The following is a 14,700-nucleotide window of genomic DNA, read 5'->3' as shown; positions in this document are numbered from 1 at the left end:
CTACGGCGGCGGCGCGAAGGCGGCGGCGTGGGTGTGGCAGACGACGCAGTTGTTGGTGAAGTGCGGCGCGCCGGTGCCTTCGCTGTTGTAGTAGGTCGTCGTCGCGTGGCAGACCTCGCAGAGCCCGGTGCCGGGATCGGTGGCGCTGGCGAAGCTGCCATCGGCTTTGCCGATCAGGTTGGTGAAGTCGATCGGCGCGACGGCGCCGCTCGGCACCGTGATGTCGGTGTCGACCAGGTAGAGGTTCGGCGAGCCGTGCGGGGTGTGGCAGACCAGGCACTGCTGCGGCGTGCCGGCGGCGGGATCCATGTGGGTCTTCTGCTTGCTGTGGCAGTCGGCGCACGCCGGCACGTTGCGGTGGTCCGGGCCGACCCGGCCCGGGGTGAGGTCCTGATCGTGGCAGGTCGTGCAGGTGACCTTGAAGCCGCCGTGCCCGCCGAAGGTGTACATCGGCACTGCCACCTGGTCGTGGCAGAAGGTGCACTGGCCGTAGACCTGGTCGATCGGCGGCGGTTTTCCGCCGTACTGCGGCGCGCCGTCGTGACCACAGGCGGCGACGAACAGCAGGGCGAGGCCGAGCAGCAGGCGCGGGCTCATCTCCTCGCCGCCTTCGTCGGATAGCTGTGGCACTCGCCGCAGAGGCGACCGTCGGACACCGACAGGCGCAACGCGTTGGTGCCGTGGGCCGAGAATCTGGCGACCGGCAGCTTCTGGTCGTACTTGGCGGCGAGATCGCCCCAGCGCGACGCCAGGGCATCGGCCACGGCGGCGGCCATGCCGCGCATCGGCGGGTGCCAGCGCTCGGGCAACAGCGCTTCCTCGTTCACCTGCGGGTCGTGATAGAGGTGGCAGGTTCCGCACCACATCGTGCCCTCGGAGGTGAGCGGCAGGATCGGCTCGGCGCCGGCCTTGATCGGCGTCGGCCGCAGGCGCGCCACCACCGCCGCGGTGGCGTGCAGGTGTTCCTGCGAGCCGGAGTGCTCGGTGAGGGAGTGGCAGCTCAGGCAGGTGTCGAGCAGCGAGCTCGACAGGCTCATGTCGTCCTCGTGACAGAAGCCGCAACCCGAGTCATCGTCCGGCCCGCTCATGCGGTGCGGGTTGGTATCGTCCTCGGCGGCGCGCAGGGGCAGCCCCGGGGCGCAGAGCGCCAGCACGGCCAGCAGCGCCAGCCAGCGCAGGCTCATGGCGACACTCCGTTGTCGCCGTGACACATCGGGCAGCTATCCTGGCCTTCGTTGTCGATGATCTGCTGGATCTCGAGCAGGTTGATGCAGCCGGTGGCAGGGGGCTGCGGCAGCTTGTTGCAGCTCGGCAATCCGGTGCGGTTGACGGTGTGCATGTTGAGCACGTTGTGGCAGGCGAAGCAGTCGGGCCGCTGCCATCCGGTGGGGTGCTCCTCCTCGAGCACGATGAGCCCGCCGGGCGAGTTGAGCAGATTGCCGTAGTTTTCGCTGCTCGGCGCGGCGTTGTCGCCGCAGGCGGCGATGAGCGCGGCGGCGAGCGCGGCCGCGAGGAAGCGGCGCCCCCTGGCCGGCCGCGGGGTCGCGGAGCCAGGCGTCCGGCGCGCCACGCGGGTCATTGTCTCACCTCCGGTTTGCCCTGCTGGTGGCAGCGGATGCAGTAGTCCTCGCGGTGGCAACTGCCGCACTGCATCGGATTGGCCCGCGCCTCGATCGAATGGAAGTAGAGGAAATTGCGGTCGTGGACGATCGTCTGGATGGTGTCGCGGGTCTCGTGGCAGTAGATGCACTCCGACTGCTTGTGGCAGTTCTCGCACTGCCCGGGTTGCGCCTGGGCGACCGAGGCGTGGACGCGGATCCAGGACACGTCGTGGTCCGTCGGTCGCAGCGGCAGCAGGTTGGTGTGGCAGGTGGTGCAGGTGCCCGGCGCGGTCGCCATCTTGGTCTCGCCGGGGCCGTGGCAGTAATGGCAGGCGGCCCCGCCCGGGTGCAGCGCGCGCGCCGAGATGTCGCTCGCCAGGGCCGGCTCGCCGGTCTCGATGATGACGTCGAAGCGGTGGCAGTCGGCGCAGGTCTGGCCCTGCGCGGCGAGCACCTCGGCGTGCAGCGCGTGATCGAAGCGGTGTCGCGCATCGCTGGTGCTCTTCGACTCCGGCGCCGCCCGTTTGTGCAGGAAGCTGGTGGTCGGCAGCGCATTGCGGCAGGCGGTCAGCAGCGCCGTCGCCCCCACCACCGCCACCACGGCGAACCCCAGCGCGGGCAGCGGTCTCACGAGTGCGACTCCGCGGGCGCGGCGGCCGGATATGCCGCCGTGTCGGACGGCGTGTCGGCGCGGTTCCACGGTTCCTTGACGTAGTGTTTGAAGTTGTAGGTCAGCGCGAAGCCGAAGCGGAAGTCGGCGTCGAAGAGCGCGTTGCGATTGGCCTCGAAGATGAGCTGGCCGTCGAGACCGGGGAGGAACTCATAGGCGAGCCCGGTGCGGGTCGCCACCGGCCAGTCGCTCTGGTTGCTCTCCTTCTCGTAGTACGCGAGGTCGGTGCGGAAGCGGAAGGTGATCCGCTCGTACACCTTGTTCTCGTAATAGAGGGAGATGCCGTTGACGTTGCCGCCGCCGCTGTCGGCCAGGTAGTAGGCGAGCACGACCTGCTCCAGCCCGTCGCCCTCCGGCAGCCACATCAGGCCGGCGTGGGCGAGATAGCCGTTCTGGTTCTGGTTCACGGCGTTGTCGTAGTTCTGGTAGGAGAAGTCGCCGTACACCGACAGCTCGCGGGAGAACGGGTGGCGCACGCCGCCGCGCGCCTGCCACAGGTTGCTGTTCGAGAACAACTGGAAGATCGTGTCCTCCTGGCGGTTGAGATCGGGCAGCGTGCCGGTGTTGTCCTGCGGCTGGTAGTAGGTGGTGGCGACGTTGAACAGCAGCAGCGGCTCCCTGACGGTGAAATCGACGCCGCCGGTGGCGGTGTCGACGTTGGCGCGGTCGGCGTCGTAGCCGAACGTGCCGTAGAAGCGCGGCGCGAAGAGCCAGGTCGGCATCGACTGCACGGCGCTGGCGCTGACCAGTTGCTGCAGGACCTTGCTGTTCCGCTCCCACTGCTGGTAGCCGAGGGTCAGTTGGCCGCCGTTCCACCGCGTGGTGCGCATGTTGCCGCCCCACAGGATCTCGTCCTGCGAGATGATCGGCGTCGAGTAGGTGGGCTCGAAGTACTGCGGCGCACCGCCGTAGACGGTGAACATCACCGGCCAGCCGACGTCGACGTTCACCTTGCCGGCGTCGGCGACGAAGACGTTGCCCGGCCCCTCGCTCAGGAACTGGCGGCCGACGGTCGCCTGCACGCCGGGCAGGACGTTCGGCACCCGCGCGTAGCCGGCGTAGAAGTCGCTGGTGTTCTGGTTGCCGGCGAGGTCCTGCTCGAGGCGGAAGTACGCCTCGGTCTCGCTGGCGTGCCACATGTGGTTGATGCCGAGGTTGGCGTAGACGTTGGTCGGCGCTTCGGTATCGCGGTCCTGATAGCTCTCGCGCACCTGGCCGAGCAGGTCGAGGTTGCCCCACAGATCGGCGGCGCGCGCCGGCAACGCGGCGACACCGATGCCGTAGAGCAACGCAGTCCCGATCCTCCACCCAATGCGCACGCTTCCTCCCCAGAACGCTTGCGCGGCGGGATCCCCCCGCCCGGGCCACCTCGACGCCGGCCGCGCTCCCCAGCGCGGCCGGCGCCCCTATAGCATCATCCTCTGCCGAACCGGTAGCTCACTGCACGTTGCGTACGTGCGCCGCGGAGACGGCGACGTCGCGGCCCTCGGCGTGGCAGACCTCGCACGCCTCGCCGCTGCTCCCGGTCTGCGTCTCGGCGTGCGCCATCGCGGCATCGCTGTCGTGGCACGAGGTGCACGCGGAGGTGATCGGCCCGAGGCGTCCGTCGACGATCAACTGGCCGGTCGCCGGGTCGAGATGACCGAGCTGGGTGCCGAGGGCGTGCCCCGGGAACGGCGGGATCAGGTTCGTGCCGGCGGCGTGACAGGTCTGGCAGTCGCGGCGATCGCCGGGGAAACGCACGTCGGAGAAGTCGATCGCGGTGTAGTTCGCCGGCGGCGCGCCGAAGCCGTAGATGACGTAGGGCGTGTGCGCCAGCTCGTCGCCGGTGTGGATCTTGTGGATCATGTACTTGAAGTCGATCGACGCCACCGCGTCGCCGGCCGCCACCGCCGCCGGATCGTTGCGGCGGCGCGCGACGTCGCTGGCGTTCGGGTTGTGGCAGAGCACGCAGTACTGCATCTGGTTGCGCAGGTTGCCGTGGATCGAGAAGCCCTTCGAGAATTCGCCGTGGCAGCTCTCGCACTGCGCGTCCTCGACGACCACGCGCCGCACCTCGGGCGCCTGCGCGCCGACCGAGAACGTCACCACCGGGTTCACCGCGGCTTCGTTGACGCTGCGCGTCGCCCCCTCCGGTGCCGCCAGGGTGACGGAGCGGCGCGCTTCGGCGCCGAGCGACCAGGTGCCGCTGGCGTCGGCCGGCACCGCCACCGGCAGCGTGTACTGGAAGCTCCCATCGGCGGCCGGCCCGCTGAGCATGCCGCCGGCGCCGCCGCCGACCGCGGTGGCGCCCAGTACCGAGGTGTATTCGCGGGTCGGTCCGGCCAGGGTGAAGGCGAGGCGGTTGAGACCGGAGAGATCGCGCAGCGCCTCGCCGGCGTTGTTGCTGATCTTGAAGCTGACGACCGGCTTCTCGCCGGGTCCGTGGCTGGCGAGCCCGGCGATGTCGATGTTCAGGCCCTGAAGCTGCGTCGACTGCTCGGGGATGAGGTGGGCTCCCGGCACCGAGATGTCGAACTCCGCCGTCTGGTCCTTCAGGTGGCAGAACTGGCAGTCGCCGTCGGGGAAGCCGCGGTTCTGGATGTGATTGGTCCCCGGCGGACCGGCGGCGGTGGCGACCTGCGACGGGTTGACATCGTCGTGGCACGAGGTGCACGGCGCCGCCGCCGGACGGTCGGTCGCGTAGTGCGACGTGGCGCCGCCGGTGTGGCAGTTGGCGCAGTCGTTGAGCGGCCGCGGGAAGCCGACGCCGGTCACCCGGCCGTCCTCGTCCTTCTCGGCGAACACCTGGTAGGCGCGCGCGAAGCTGCTGTAGATCGCGTACCGGCTCCCCGGCGGACCGTCGGCGACCGAGGGCAGATCCTTGCCGGCGTGGATCTTGTGGACCATCACCGACAGGTCGATGCTCGTGCCCTTCTCGTCGGTCGCCGCCTGGGTGTGGCAGAGCGTGCACAGCCGCACCTCGCGGCGATTGCCGTGGGCGATGAGCGGATTGTGGCACTGGTTGCACTGCGCCGTGACGACCGCCTCGCGGATCTGCGGCGTGCCGCCAGCGGGCACGAGGTCGAAGATGGGATTGGCCGACAGCGAAACGCCCGCGTAGGTCCGATCGACCTGGAGGCCGATGCTGTACGTGGTGTTCAGGTCCGCGTCGGCGGGCAGGACCTTGGCAAAGGTGTAGCGATAGACGCCCGCCGCGCGGTCGACCGTCTCCAGCGTGCCGTTGCTGTCGTACTTCGGCCGCACCGGATCGAGGTCGTTCACGTAACGCGAGAACTCGGTGCGGAGCTCGCCGCCGCCCTCGTAGGTCTCGATGTGCGCGGAGGTGAACCGCACCCGCGCCGCCTGGCTGTTCGGGGCGTTGGTCAGCAGCGGCGTGATCGGGACGCCGGCATCGTCCGTGAGCGTGAAGGTCGCGACGATGCGGCCGCCGCTGATCTGCACCCCCGTGATGTCGCTCTGCAGACCGGCACCGGCGATCGGCGCCGGTTGGGTGGGCACGGCGGTCGGGACCCCAGTGGGGGTGGCCGTCGGCTGGGCCTTGCCACCACCGCCGCCGCCGCCGCAGCCGGCGGTCAGCGCGACGGCCAGCACCGCCAGCGCCGAGACTCGCGCGCCGGCCGAGATCGATCGCGCCGCGATTCCCGCTGGCGCTCGCCCTGGGGCCGAAGATGTCTGTGTCACGGTTCCCCTCCACCGTTTACTAGCGGGCCGCCGCCGGTGGCGCCGGTCCCCGCGCTGGCTGACGCAAAAGTCGTGCTGGCACGCGGCTCCTAGAGATTCTCCGCGCCGGTCGCTAGGGCCGGCCTGCATTTTCCCACCCTTCGGAAGCCATCTGATGGCGCTCGCGGAATGCGAACGACGTCACGAGCCCTCGCCCGATCCCGAGCTCCCGTGGCAGTCGGTGCATGGGGTGTCCTGCCACGCGTCTTCCAGGTCCTTGATCGGCGGGTGCGCGAAAGCGAGCCCCTCGGCGCCGCTCGACCGCTGCAGCGCCCCGGCTTTGCCCTGGGCGGTGATCACGTGACACGTGGTGCATTCTGACTCGATGCTCTCGCCGTCTGCGGTTTCATGCAAACCGTCGTGGCAGCGGACGCAGCCCGGCCAGCGGAAGTGACCGGCGTTGTCCGGGTAGGCGCTCCAGTTCGCCTTCATCGCCGGGAAGAAGTTGGCGCGGTAGGCCGCCTTCAGCGCCACCGCCGCCTGCTGCAGCGCCGGTCCGTGCGCACTGAGCGCCGCCGGATCGTTCTCGGCGTAGTGCGCACGCAGGCCGCTGTCGATCGCCGCCTCGGCCTCGGCCACCGAAGCGTAGTCGGCGCCCAGCAGCTCGGTTCCGACCGCCTTGATCCCGGGCAGGGCCGGATCGATGCCGCCGGCGAGGATCGCCTGGTCGACCGCCATGTCCGGCGGCTCGAAGCGGTGGCTGGGCCGGTTGTGGCAGTCGAGGCAGTCCATCACCCGCACCGGCCCGGCGGCGATCTGCTCGGCCGACAACGGCTCGTCGGTGCTGTTGTACTCGCTGACCTTTCCGGTGCGCAGGTCGGTGACCCGCACCCAGGGGATCGTCTGCCGACCCGGGTCGGCGGCGATGTACTCGACCCGGTTCTCGGGATTGAGGTGCCAGTGGATGCCCACCCCCTGCTCGGTCAGCGACCCGCCGCCGACGTTGACCAGCAGGCTGATCTCCCAGCGCGTGTTCGCCTCGTCGGGTAGGTAGGCCACCCGCGTCTTCAGCCGCTGCACGTCGGCGTGCTGCCCCGGCCAGTGGCAGTGCTCGCAGGTCTCGCGCGCCGGCCGCAGGCTCTCGATCGGCACCGGGATCGGGCGCGGGTAGCTGTCGGTCGCCACCGCCCAGAGCTGGTGCGCGCCGGTGACCTTCGACTTGAGATACCACTCCGCCCCGGGACCGACGTGACACTCGACGCAGCGGACGCGGGCGTGCGGCGAACGCTGGTGCGCGACCTTCTCCGGTTCCATCACCGTGTGACAGGTCGAGCCGCAGAAGGCGACGGACTCGGTCGCCTCGTAGGCCTTGAAGCTGCCGAAGACGGTCAGAAACAGGAGCACCACCGAGCCGACGACGAAGATGAGCGCGGCGTTGCGCTCGCGCGGGTTGTTGAGGTCGAGCACCGGGAAGCGCGGGATCGAAAACGCTCCCGTGCGCTGCCAGTGGCGACGCTCGCGCCACATGCCGATCGGGATGAGAACCAGCCCGAACAGCAGGACCGCCGGCAGGAAGATGAAGATCACCAGGCCGGCGTACGGCGCCTCGCCGCCGGCCAGGGTGTTGAGGATGAAGAGAAAGACGATCGCCGTCAGCGACAGCAGCGCGATCGCGGCGCCGGCGTAGCTGAGGCGATTGTGGACGAGCGGTGGCAGCTTCACGCGCTGTCCCCCGGTCGTCGCCTCACTTCTGCTGCAACATGAACTGCACCATCGCGTCCCACTCCTCCGGCGAGAGGTTGATCTTCTTCATCTTGGAATCGGGGATCTTCGACTTGGGGTCGGCGAAGTAGGCGCGGAACCACGCCTCGTCGTGCTTGGCGCCGACGCCGTCGAGCTTGCCGCCCACCTTCGCCTTCGGGCCCGCCACGCCGTTGAGCTCGTGACACACCTTGCACTTCTTGTTGTACAGCTCCTGCGCGTCGACGGCCGCGAACGCCGGCGCCGCCATTCCTACCAGCAGGACAACCAACACCAATCCTCGCATCGGACCCTCCTCGCTCGATCACGTGGGCATCAAGCGTTCGACTGCCCGGAACAGTCGACGCCACGCCCTGATAGAAAAAAATGGCGGCCGACTGCAATCGCCTCGCGTCGAGGTGCCGCCGTACCTGCCGCGCTCCGACAGCGGGGCGCCTCTCCGCGGCCGGACGGATTCGCATCGGGCGCCCGCCGCGATCCGCTCGCCTACCAGCCGGCGGCGGCGGAGGGTATGGTGACGCGCATGCGGACGCGACCACTGGGCAGGAGCGATCTCCGGGTGTCGGCCATCGGGCTCGGCTGCATGGGGATGTCGGAGTTCTACGGCGCCACCGACGAGGCCGAGGCGGTGGCGACGATCCATCGCGCCCTCGATCTCGGCTGCACCTTCCTCGACACCGCCGACATGTACGGACCGCACACCAACGAGCAGTTGGTGGGAAGAGCGATCCGCGGCCGGCGCCACGAGGTCGTGCTGGCGACCAAGTTCGGCATCGTCCGCGATCCCACCCACCCGATGATCCGCGGCATCAACGGCAACCCCGACTACGTCCGCCAGGCGTGCGAGGCGAGCCTGCGGCGCCTCGGCGTCGACGTCATCGACCTCTACTACCAGCATCGCGTCGATCCCGAGACGCCGATCGAGGACACGGTCGGTGCCATGGCCGAGCTGGTGCGGCAGGGCAAGGTCCGCTACCTCGGCCTCTCCGAAGCGGGCGCCGAGAGCCTGCGCCGCGCCTGCGCGGTACATCCGATCACCGCCCTGCAGAGCGAGTACTCGCTGTGGAGCCGCGACCCGGAGGACGAGATCCTCGCCACCTGCCGTGAGCTCGGCATCGGCTTCGTCGCCTACAGCCCGCTCGGCCGCGGCTTCCTCACCGGCCAGATCACCCGCTTCGAGGATCTCGAGGAGACCGACTACCGGCGCTTCTCGCCCCGCTTCCAGGGCGACAACTTCGTCCGCAACCTGGCGCTGGTCGACCGCATCCGCGCCATGGCCACGGCGAAGCAGTGTTCGCCCTCGCAGCTCGCGCTGGCCTGGGTGCTGGCGCAGGGCGACGACATCGTCACCATCCCGGGCACCAAGCGCCGCGCCTACCTGGAGGAGAACCTCGGGGCGCTCGCGGTGACGCTGACCGAGTCCGAGCGCGCCGAGATCGAGCGCATCGCCCCGCGCGGCGCCGCCGCCGGCCCGCGCTACCCCGAAGCGATGATGCGCTTCGTCAACCGCTGAGGCGCGGCGGCCTCGCCGGCGCCGGCCGGCGATTCCCATCGCCGCGCGTCTGTGCTCTCGATGCAGCGATGACGGTCGAGATCCACGGCACCTGCGCGCCGGCCTTCGCCGGCGTGCGCGACGCTTTCGCCGCCAACTTCGCCGCCGGGCGCGAGGTCGGCGCGTCCTTCGCCGCGACGCTCGGCGGCGAGTCGGTGGTCGATCTGTGGGCCGGCGACGCCGATGCGGCGCGCACCCGACCGTGGCAGCGCGACACCATCGTCAACGTCTTCTCCACCACCAAGGCGGTGACGGCGCTGTGCGCGCACCTGCTCGTCGACCGCGGCGAGCTCGATGTCGACGCCCCGGTGGCGCGCTACTGGCCCGAGTTCGCGGCCAACGGCAAGGCGGCCATCACGCCGCGCCAGCTCCTGAGCCACAGCGCCGGGTTGGCGGCGTTGCGCGCCCGCCTGACGGCGGAGTCGTTCTTCGACTGGGAGGTCATGACCGCGGCGCTCGCCGCCGAGACGCCATGGTGGGAGCCCGGGAGCGCCAGCGGCTATCACGCCCTGACCTACGGCTATCTGGTGGGCGAGCTGGTGCGCCGCATCAGCGGGCGCACGCTGGGCGCCTTTCTGCGCCAGGAGATCGCGGCGCCGCTCGGCGCCGATTTCCACGTCGGCCTGCCGGCGAGCGCGGACCACCGCGTCGCCGAGATGATTCCCCCCAGCGAGGCGGAGCGCGCGGCCAACGGCGCCGCGCCGCCGCCGCCCGATTCGCTGATGGCCGCGGTGATGGGCAACCCGCCCATGCGCCCCGAGGTCGCCAACCTGCCCGCCTGGCGCCGGGCCGAGATCCCCGCCGCCAACGGCCACGGCAACGCCCGCTCCGTGGCCCGCCTCATGGCCGTGCTGGCGTGCGGCGGCGCGCTCGACGGGGTTCGCCTGCTGTCGCGCTCCACCATCGAGGGCGCCATCCGCGAGCAGATCTACCAGCAGGACCTGGTGCTCGGCTTCCCGATCCGCTGGGGCCTCGGCTTCATGCTCAACAGCCCGACCCTGCCGGTTTCGCCGAATCCGCGCACCTTCGGGCACGGCGGTTGGGGCGGCTCGCTCGGCTTCGCCGATCTCGACGCCGCCGCGAGCTGGGCCTACGTGATGAACAAGATGACCCCCGGCACCGCCGGCGACAACCGCGCCTTTCCCATCGTCCAGGCCTTCTACGCCGCGCTGTAGGGCAGCGGCGGCATCCAGCGGCGGGCGGCCGCGCGGTGGCGTGTGCTCGGCGGACGTGGCAGAGTCCGCCCATGCCTGACTACAGCCTGTTCGGTGACGAGCACGTCGCGCAGTACGAAGCGACCGGCGGCAAGGTCGGTCACGACTGGAACGGCACCAGCGTGCTGATCCTGCACGCCCGCGGCCGCAAGACCGGCGCGGTGCGCAAGGTGCCGCTCATCTACGGGCGCGACGGCGCCGACTACGTGATCGTCGCCTCCAAGGGCGGCGCGCCGGAGCACCCGGGCTGGTACAAGAACCTGGTCGCCAACCCCGATGTCGACATCCAGGTTCGGGACACGGTGATCCCGGTCACCGCCCGCACCGGTTCGGCAGCCGACAAGCAGCGGGTGTGGCCGCTGATGGTCAAGGAGTGGCCGGGCTACGCCGAGTACCAGGCGGGGACGAAACGCGACATCCCGGTCGTCCTCCTCCGCCCGCGCTGAGCGCTTGCCCCCCGGCCCCCGGCTGCGTCAGAGGGAGCCGGCATGGCTGAGAGCGGCGACTCGCTGCTGCGGATCGCGGCGCGCGACATCGAGCGGCTGACCCAGGTCACGGCGACCCTGGCGCGTCACGGCTTCGGCGCGCTGGTCGGCCGCGGCCACGACGCCGGAGCGGATCCGCGCAGCCCGGCCGTCCGCTTCGCGCAACTGCTCGCCGACCTCGGGCCGACGTTCATCAAGCTCGGCCAGGTGCTGTCGATCCGCCGCGACCTCCTGCCGGCCGACTACATCGCCGCCCTCGAGTCGCTGCAGGACAGCGCCCCGGAGGTGCCGTTCGCCGCCGTCCGCGAAGTGATCGAAGCCGGCCTCGGCCGCCCGCTGACCGAGCTGTTCGCCGTCGAGGAACGGCCGCTCGGCACGGCGTCGATCGCCCAGACGCACCGCGCCACGGCGCGCGACGGCCGACCGCTGGTGGTGAAGGTGCAGCGCCCCGGCATCGAGCGCGTGCTGCGCGGCGACCTCGACCTGCTCTACCTGGCGGCCCGCGCCCTCGAGACGGCGATCGACGAGATGCAGCTCGCCGCCGTCTCCGAAGTCATCGCCGAATTCGAGAAGGGACTCCTGCGCGAGCTCGACTTCACCTCCGAGCTCGAGAACCTCGAACAGGCGCGGGCGCTGCTCGATCCGACCCGCGCCATCGTCGTGCCGCAACCCTTCCGCGAGCTGAGCTGCCGCACCGTGCTGACGATGGAGCTGTTTCCCGGGCGCTCGCTGCGCGCCCTCGAGCCCGACGGGCCGGAGGCCCACCACGTGGTCGAGGAGCTGGTCCACGCGGCGGTCAGGCAGGTGTTCGTCGACGGCTTCTTCCACGGCGACCCGCACCCCGGCAACGTGCTGGTCGACGGCGGGGGCCGCGTCTGCCTGATCGACTTCGGCCTCGCCGGTCGGCTCGAGCCGGCGCAGCGCGAGGACCTGGTGACGCTGATCCTCGCCGTCCTCCTCGGCGACGACGCCACCATCGCCCGCGTCCTGCTGCGCATGGGCACCTCGACGCAACGCGTGAACCTCGGCGAGCTGCGCGCCGAGGTGGCGCGCCTGCGCGCCGCCTATCTCGGCGGCGCGTCGCTCGAGGAGATGGATTCGCGCGGCTTCGCCGAGGCGTTCGCCGCCGCCGCCAACCGCTTCCGCATCAAGCTGGCGCCCGAGTACGCGATCCTCACCAAGGCGACGGCGACGCTCGAGGGCATCATCCGCACCTGGCATCCGCGCATCGACCTGGTGGCGATCGCCCAGCCGGTGGTCGAGCGGCTGGTGACCGGCCGCTGGTCGCCGGCGCGCCTGCTCAGCGAGGCGATGACCGGCGCCACCGACGTCAGCAGCCTGCTGCGCGGGCTCCCCATGCCGCTCGAGCAACTGCTGCACGACGTCGAGAGCGGCCACCTGCAGATCCGCGCCGTCTCGCCGGCGCTCGACGAGCTGCCGCTGCGCATCCACCAGCTCGCCAGCCGCCTCTCGCTCACCGGCTTCGCCGCCGCGCTGTCGATCTGCGCCGCGCTGCTGCTGCCGCCCGCCCTCCGCTTCGACCTGCGCGGCGTGCTCGGCGTCCTCTGCATCGTGCTCGCCGCCGGCGGCTGGACGGCGCTGCTCTGGTGGCACGTGCTCGGCCGCGGCCGCCCGCTGCAGGTGGCGGCGCTGTTGAAACTGTTGCGGCGCACGTGAGACCGCGCCGCGAGCCCGGAGAGCGCCCGGAAGATTGGCCGATCCACGGCGGCGTGCTACTGCGCCCCCATGGTGGACGCGCAGCAGGGCCGCGACGGGTATACCGTCGCGCAGTACTTCGAGCTGGTGCGGCGCGGGATCCTCGACGAGGATGATCGGGTCGAATTGCTCGACGGCGTCATCGTCGCCGAGCCGCCCATGGATCCCCCGCACGCCACCGGGATCTCACTGGCGGCGCGCGCCATCGACCGCGCGGTTGGCGGTCGCGGCGCGATACGGATGCAGCAGCCGTTCATCGCCAGCCCGTTCTCGGTGCCCGAACCGGATGTGGCGGTCGTTCCCGGCACCCTGCGCGACTATGCCGCTGCGCATCCGACAGCCGCGCTGCTGGTCGTCGAGGTATCGAGCTCCTCGCTCAAGCAGGACCGCCTCTCCAAGTCGCGCGTCTATGCCGGCGCCGGCGTGCCCGAATACTGGATCCTCAACCTGCGCGACGAGTGCGTCGAGGTATTCCGGGACCCGGACGTGGGGCAGCGCGTGTACACGGATGGGACGATCGCGCGGCGAGGAGACACGCTGCGTATGGTCGGGGTGCCCGCCGCGGTCGCGGTCGACGATCTGTTTCCGTGATGGTCGCGACGGGCCGAACTGCGCTGCTGGCGGGCCGCCCGCCCTGTCAGGGCTGACGACGACGTCCGCCGCGGCGGATTGGGGCCGCAGGGACGAACGCTTCGACATCGTCATCGGCGGCGGCGGCGCCCTGGCGACGGCGCTGGCGGGCGCCGGACACGCGGTGCTGGTGCTCGAGAAGACGACCGCCTATCGCGACCACGTGCGCGGCGAGTGAATCGCGCCCTGGGGCGTGGTCGCGCTGCAGGCACTCGCCCTCCACGACCCGGTGCGCGCCGCCGGCGACCACCACCTGCTGCCGGGCATCGCCGGCCCGCTGCGCATCGGCCACCCGCGCCCGTGTCAGGTGATGACCGACGAGGCGGCCGGCCTCGCCCTGCACCGCGACCCGACCCACCACCTCTTCGCCGGCATGTCGCGCTCCTTTCTCGAGGCCTTCCGTTCGACGAATCGATGCGCCGCCGCTTCCTGGGCGAGCCGACTGGGCGAGCCGACTGGGCGAGCCGACGTCGCAGTCCCCGCGCTCGTCACACGGCGCGATTCCGGTCCTCGCCCCTTGGCGTCCGGGCGCGATCCATGGGACACACCGGGCATGGCGCACGCGACGAAGGTTCTGCTCGGCGGCCTCTGTTTCGGCGAAGGGCCGCGCTGGCACGAGGGGCGGCTGTGGTTCTCGGACATGCACGACCACAAGGTGATCGCCCTCGACCTCGACGGCCGCGCCGAGGTGATCGTCGAGGTGCCGCAGCGGCCGTCGGGACTCGGCTGGACGCCCGACGGTCATCTGCTGGTGGTCTCGATGGTCGACCGCCGCCTGCTCCGCCTCGATGGCCGCGAGTTGGTGGTGGTCGCCGATCTCAGCGGCCTGGCGAGCTGGCACTGCAACGACATGGTGGTCGACGCCGCCGGCCGGGCCTACATCGGCAACTTCGGCTTCGACCTGCACGTCGACAGCTTCGAGTACCGCCCCGCCGAGCTGATCCTGGTCGAGCCCGACGGCCGCGCCCGCGTCGTCGCCGACGATCTGGCCTTCCCCAATGGCACGGTGATCACGCCCGACGGCCGCACCCTGATCGTCGGCGAGTCCTTCGCCGCCCGCTTCACCGCCTTCGACATTCAGCCCGACGGCTCCCTCACCAACCGGCGCGAGTGGGCGCGCTGCGAGAACGGCACGCCCGACGGCTGCTGCCTCGATGCCGAGGGCGCCATCTGGTACGCCTCGCCGGTCAGCGACGAGTGCGTCCGCATCGCCGCCGGCGGCCGCGTGCTCGACCGCGTCGCCGTCTCCACCCACGCCTACGCGTGCATGCTGGGCGGCCCGGATCGCCGGACGCTGTTCATCGCCACCTCCGCCAGCGATCACCCGGAACGCTCCCGCAACCCGCGCACCGGCGCCATCGAGATCACCACCGTCGACGTCCCCGGCGCCGGCCTGCCCTGACGACCC

General features: G+C 70.9%; 15 protein-coding genes. 6 read left to right on the top strand and 9 right to left on the bottom strand.

Annotation, left to right across the window (positions count from 1 at the left end):
• The 8 genes from KF840_08900 to KF840_08865 form a co-directional block, all read right to left on the bottom strand.
• A complete protein-coding gene (locus KF840_08900) occupies positions 1 to 597 on the bottom strand; it encodes a hypothetical protein (protein ID MBX3025013.1) in 597 nt (198 codons plus the stop codon).
• Complete coding sequence (locus KF840_08895; GenBank protein MBX3025012.1) at positions 594 to 1,184, bottom strand: hypothetical protein; 591 nt, start codon at positions 1,182 to 1,184, stop codon at positions 594 to 596. The genes KF840_08900 and KF840_08895 overlap by 4 nt, the downstream gene beginning before the upstream one ends.
• Positions 1,181 to 1,579, bottom strand: a complete 399-nt coding sequence (locus tag KF840_08890) for a hypothetical protein (protein MBX3025011.1) — start codon at positions 1,577 to 1,579, stop codon at positions 1,181 to 1,183. Before KF840_08890 ends, KF840_08895 begins: the two co-directional genes overlap by 4 nt.
• Positions 1,576 to 2,232 (bottom strand): cytochrome c3 family protein, encoded by a 657-nt coding sequence (locus KF840_08885; protein ID MBX3025010.1) that lies wholly within the window; start codon positions 2,230 to 2,232, stop codon positions 1,576 to 1,578. Before KF840_08885 ends, KF840_08890 begins: the two co-directional genes overlap by 4 nt.
• Positions 2,229 to 3,560 (bottom strand): hypothetical protein, encoded by a 1,332-nt coding sequence (locus KF840_08880; protein ID MBX3025009.1) that lies wholly within the window; start codon positions 3,558 to 3,560, stop codon positions 2,229 to 2,231. Before KF840_08880 ends, KF840_08885 begins: the two co-directional genes overlap by 4 nt.
• 148 nt (positions 3,561 to 3,708) lie before the next feature.
• Positions 3,709 to 5,865: an OmcA/MtrC family decaheme c-type cytochrome gene (locus tag KF840_08875; GenBank protein MBX3025008.1), complete on the bottom strand. Its 2,157-nt coding sequence runs from the start codon at positions 5,863 to 5,865 to the stop codon at positions 3,709 to 3,711.
• A 270-nt stretch (positions 5,866 to 6,135) separates the two neighbouring features.
• Complete coding sequence (locus KF840_08870; GenBank protein ID MBX3025007.1) at positions 6,136 to 7,656, bottom strand: NapC/NirT family cytochrome c; 1,521 nt, start codon at positions 7,654 to 7,656, stop codon at positions 6,136 to 6,138.
• A 22-nt stretch (positions 7,657 to 7,678) separates the two neighbouring features.
• Positions 7,679 to 7,981 (bottom strand): cytochrome c, encoded by a 303-nt coding sequence (locus KF840_08865; GenBank protein ID MBX3025006.1) that lies wholly within the window; start codon positions 7,979 to 7,981, stop codon positions 7,679 to 7,681.
• Positions 7,982 to 8,218: 237 nt separating this feature from the next.
• Between KF840_08865 and KF840_08860 the strand changes: the two genes are divergently transcribed.
• The 5 genes from KF840_08860 to KF840_08840 all read left to right on the top strand — a co-directional run bounded on the left by KF840_08860 (position 8,219) and on the right by KF840_08840 (position 13,253).
• Positions 8,219 to 9,208, top strand: coding sequence for an aldo/keto reductase (locus KF840_08860; GenBank protein ID MBX3025005.1), 990 nt, complete (start codon positions 8,219 to 8,221; stop codon positions 9,206 to 9,208).
• A 68-nt stretch (positions 9,209 to 9,276) separates the two neighbouring features.
• Positions 9,277 to 10,422, top strand: a complete 1,146-nt coding sequence (locus tag KF840_08855) for a beta-lactamase family protein (protein ID MBX3025004.1) — start codon at positions 9,277 to 9,279, stop codon at positions 10,420 to 10,422.
• Between the two features lie 71 nt (positions 10,423 to 10,493).
• Positions 10,494 to 10,907, top strand: a complete 414-nt coding sequence (locus tag KF840_08850; GenBank protein MBX3025003.1) for a nitroreductase family deazaflavin-dependent oxidoreductase — start codon at positions 10,494 to 10,496, stop codon at positions 10,905 to 10,907.
• Between the two features lie 42 nt (positions 10,908 to 10,949).
• Positions 10,950 to 12,623 (top strand): AarF/ABC1/UbiB kinase family protein, encoded by a 1,674-nt coding sequence (locus KF840_08845; protein ID MBX3025002.1) that lies wholly within the window; start codon positions 10,950 to 10,952, stop codon positions 12,621 to 12,623.
• A gap of 69 nt (positions 12,624 to 12,692) precedes the next feature.
• A complete protein-coding gene (locus KF840_08840) occupies positions 12,693 to 13,253 on the top strand; it encodes a Uma2 family endonuclease (GenBank protein ID MBX3025001.1) in 561 nt (186 codons plus the stop codon).
• Between the two features lie 46 nt (positions 13,254 to 13,299).
• Here the strand turns inward: KF840_08840 and KF840_08835 are convergent, their stop codons facing one another.
• Positions 13,300 to 13,650 carry a hypothetical protein gene (locus KF840_08835; protein MBX3025000.1) on the bottom strand — a complete coding sequence of 117 codons (351 nt, stop codon included), beginning with the start codon at positions 13,648 to 13,650 and terminating at the stop codon, positions 13,300 to 13,302.
• A 195-nt stretch (positions 13,651 to 13,845) separates the two neighbouring features.
• Between KF840_08835 and KF840_08830 the strand changes: the two genes are divergently transcribed.
• The gene (locus tag KF840_08830; protein MBX3024999.1) at positions 13,846 to 14,694 is read left to right on the top strand and encodes an SMP-30/gluconolactonase/LRE family protein; all 849 of its coding nucleotides are present in this window, start codon (positions 13,846 to 13,848) and stop codon (positions 14,692 to 14,694) included.
• Positions 14,695 to 14,700 lie beyond the last annotated feature (6 nt).

The sequence above is a fragment of the bacterium genome (assembly GCA_019637795.1).
Classification (GTDB): domain Bacteria; phylum Desulfobacterota; class Binatia; order HRBIN30; family CADEER01; genus JAHBUY01.
Note: the sequence above shows the minus strand (reverse complement) of the source record. Positions and strands in the feature narration are given on the sequence as shown.

What these genes read in the sequence shown, in the direction of transcription:
- KF840_08865 (MBX3025006.1), bottom strand. Translation starts at nt 7,981, where the DNA reads ATGCGAGGATTGGTGTTGGTTGTCCTGCTGGTAGGAATGGCGGCGCCG.
- KF840_08855 (MBX3025004.1), top strand. Translation starts at nt 9,277, where the DNA reads ATGACGGTCGAGATCCACGGCACCTGCGCGCCGGCCTTCGCCGGCGTG.
- KF840_08900 (MBX3025013.1), bottom strand. Translation starts at nt 597, where the DNA reads ATGAGCCCGCGCCTGCTGCTCGGCCTCGCCCTGCTGTTCGTCGCCGCC.
- KF840_08860 (MBX3025005.1), top strand. Translation starts at nt 8,219, where the DNA reads ATGCGGACGCGACCACTGGGCAGGAGCGATCTCCGGGTGTCGGCCATC.
- KF840_08845 (MBX3025002.1), top strand. Translation starts at nt 10,950, where the DNA reads ATGGCTGAGAGCGGCGACTCGCTGCTGCGGATCGCGGCGCGCGACATC.
- KF840_08830 (MBX3024999.1), top strand. Translation starts at nt 13,846, where the DNA reads ATGGCGCACGCGACGAAGGTTCTGCTCGGCGGCCTCTGTTTCGGCGAA.
- KF840_08840 (MBX3025001.1), top strand. Translation starts at nt 12,693, where the DNA reads ATGGTGGACGCGCAGCAGGGCCGCGACGGGTATACCGTCGCGCAGTAC.
- KF840_08890 (MBX3025011.1), bottom strand. Translation starts at nt 1,579, where the DNA reads ATGACCCGCGTGGCGCGCCGGACGCCTGGCTCCGCGACCCCGCGGCCG.
- KF840_08895 (MBX3025012.1), bottom strand. Translation starts at nt 1,184, where the DNA reads ATGAGCCTGCGCTGGCTGGCGCTGCTGGCCGTGCTGGCGCTCTGCGCC.
- KF840_08850 (MBX3025003.1), top strand. Translation starts at nt 10,494, where the DNA reads ATGCCTGACTACAGCCTGTTCGGTGACGAGCACGTCGCGCAGTACGAA.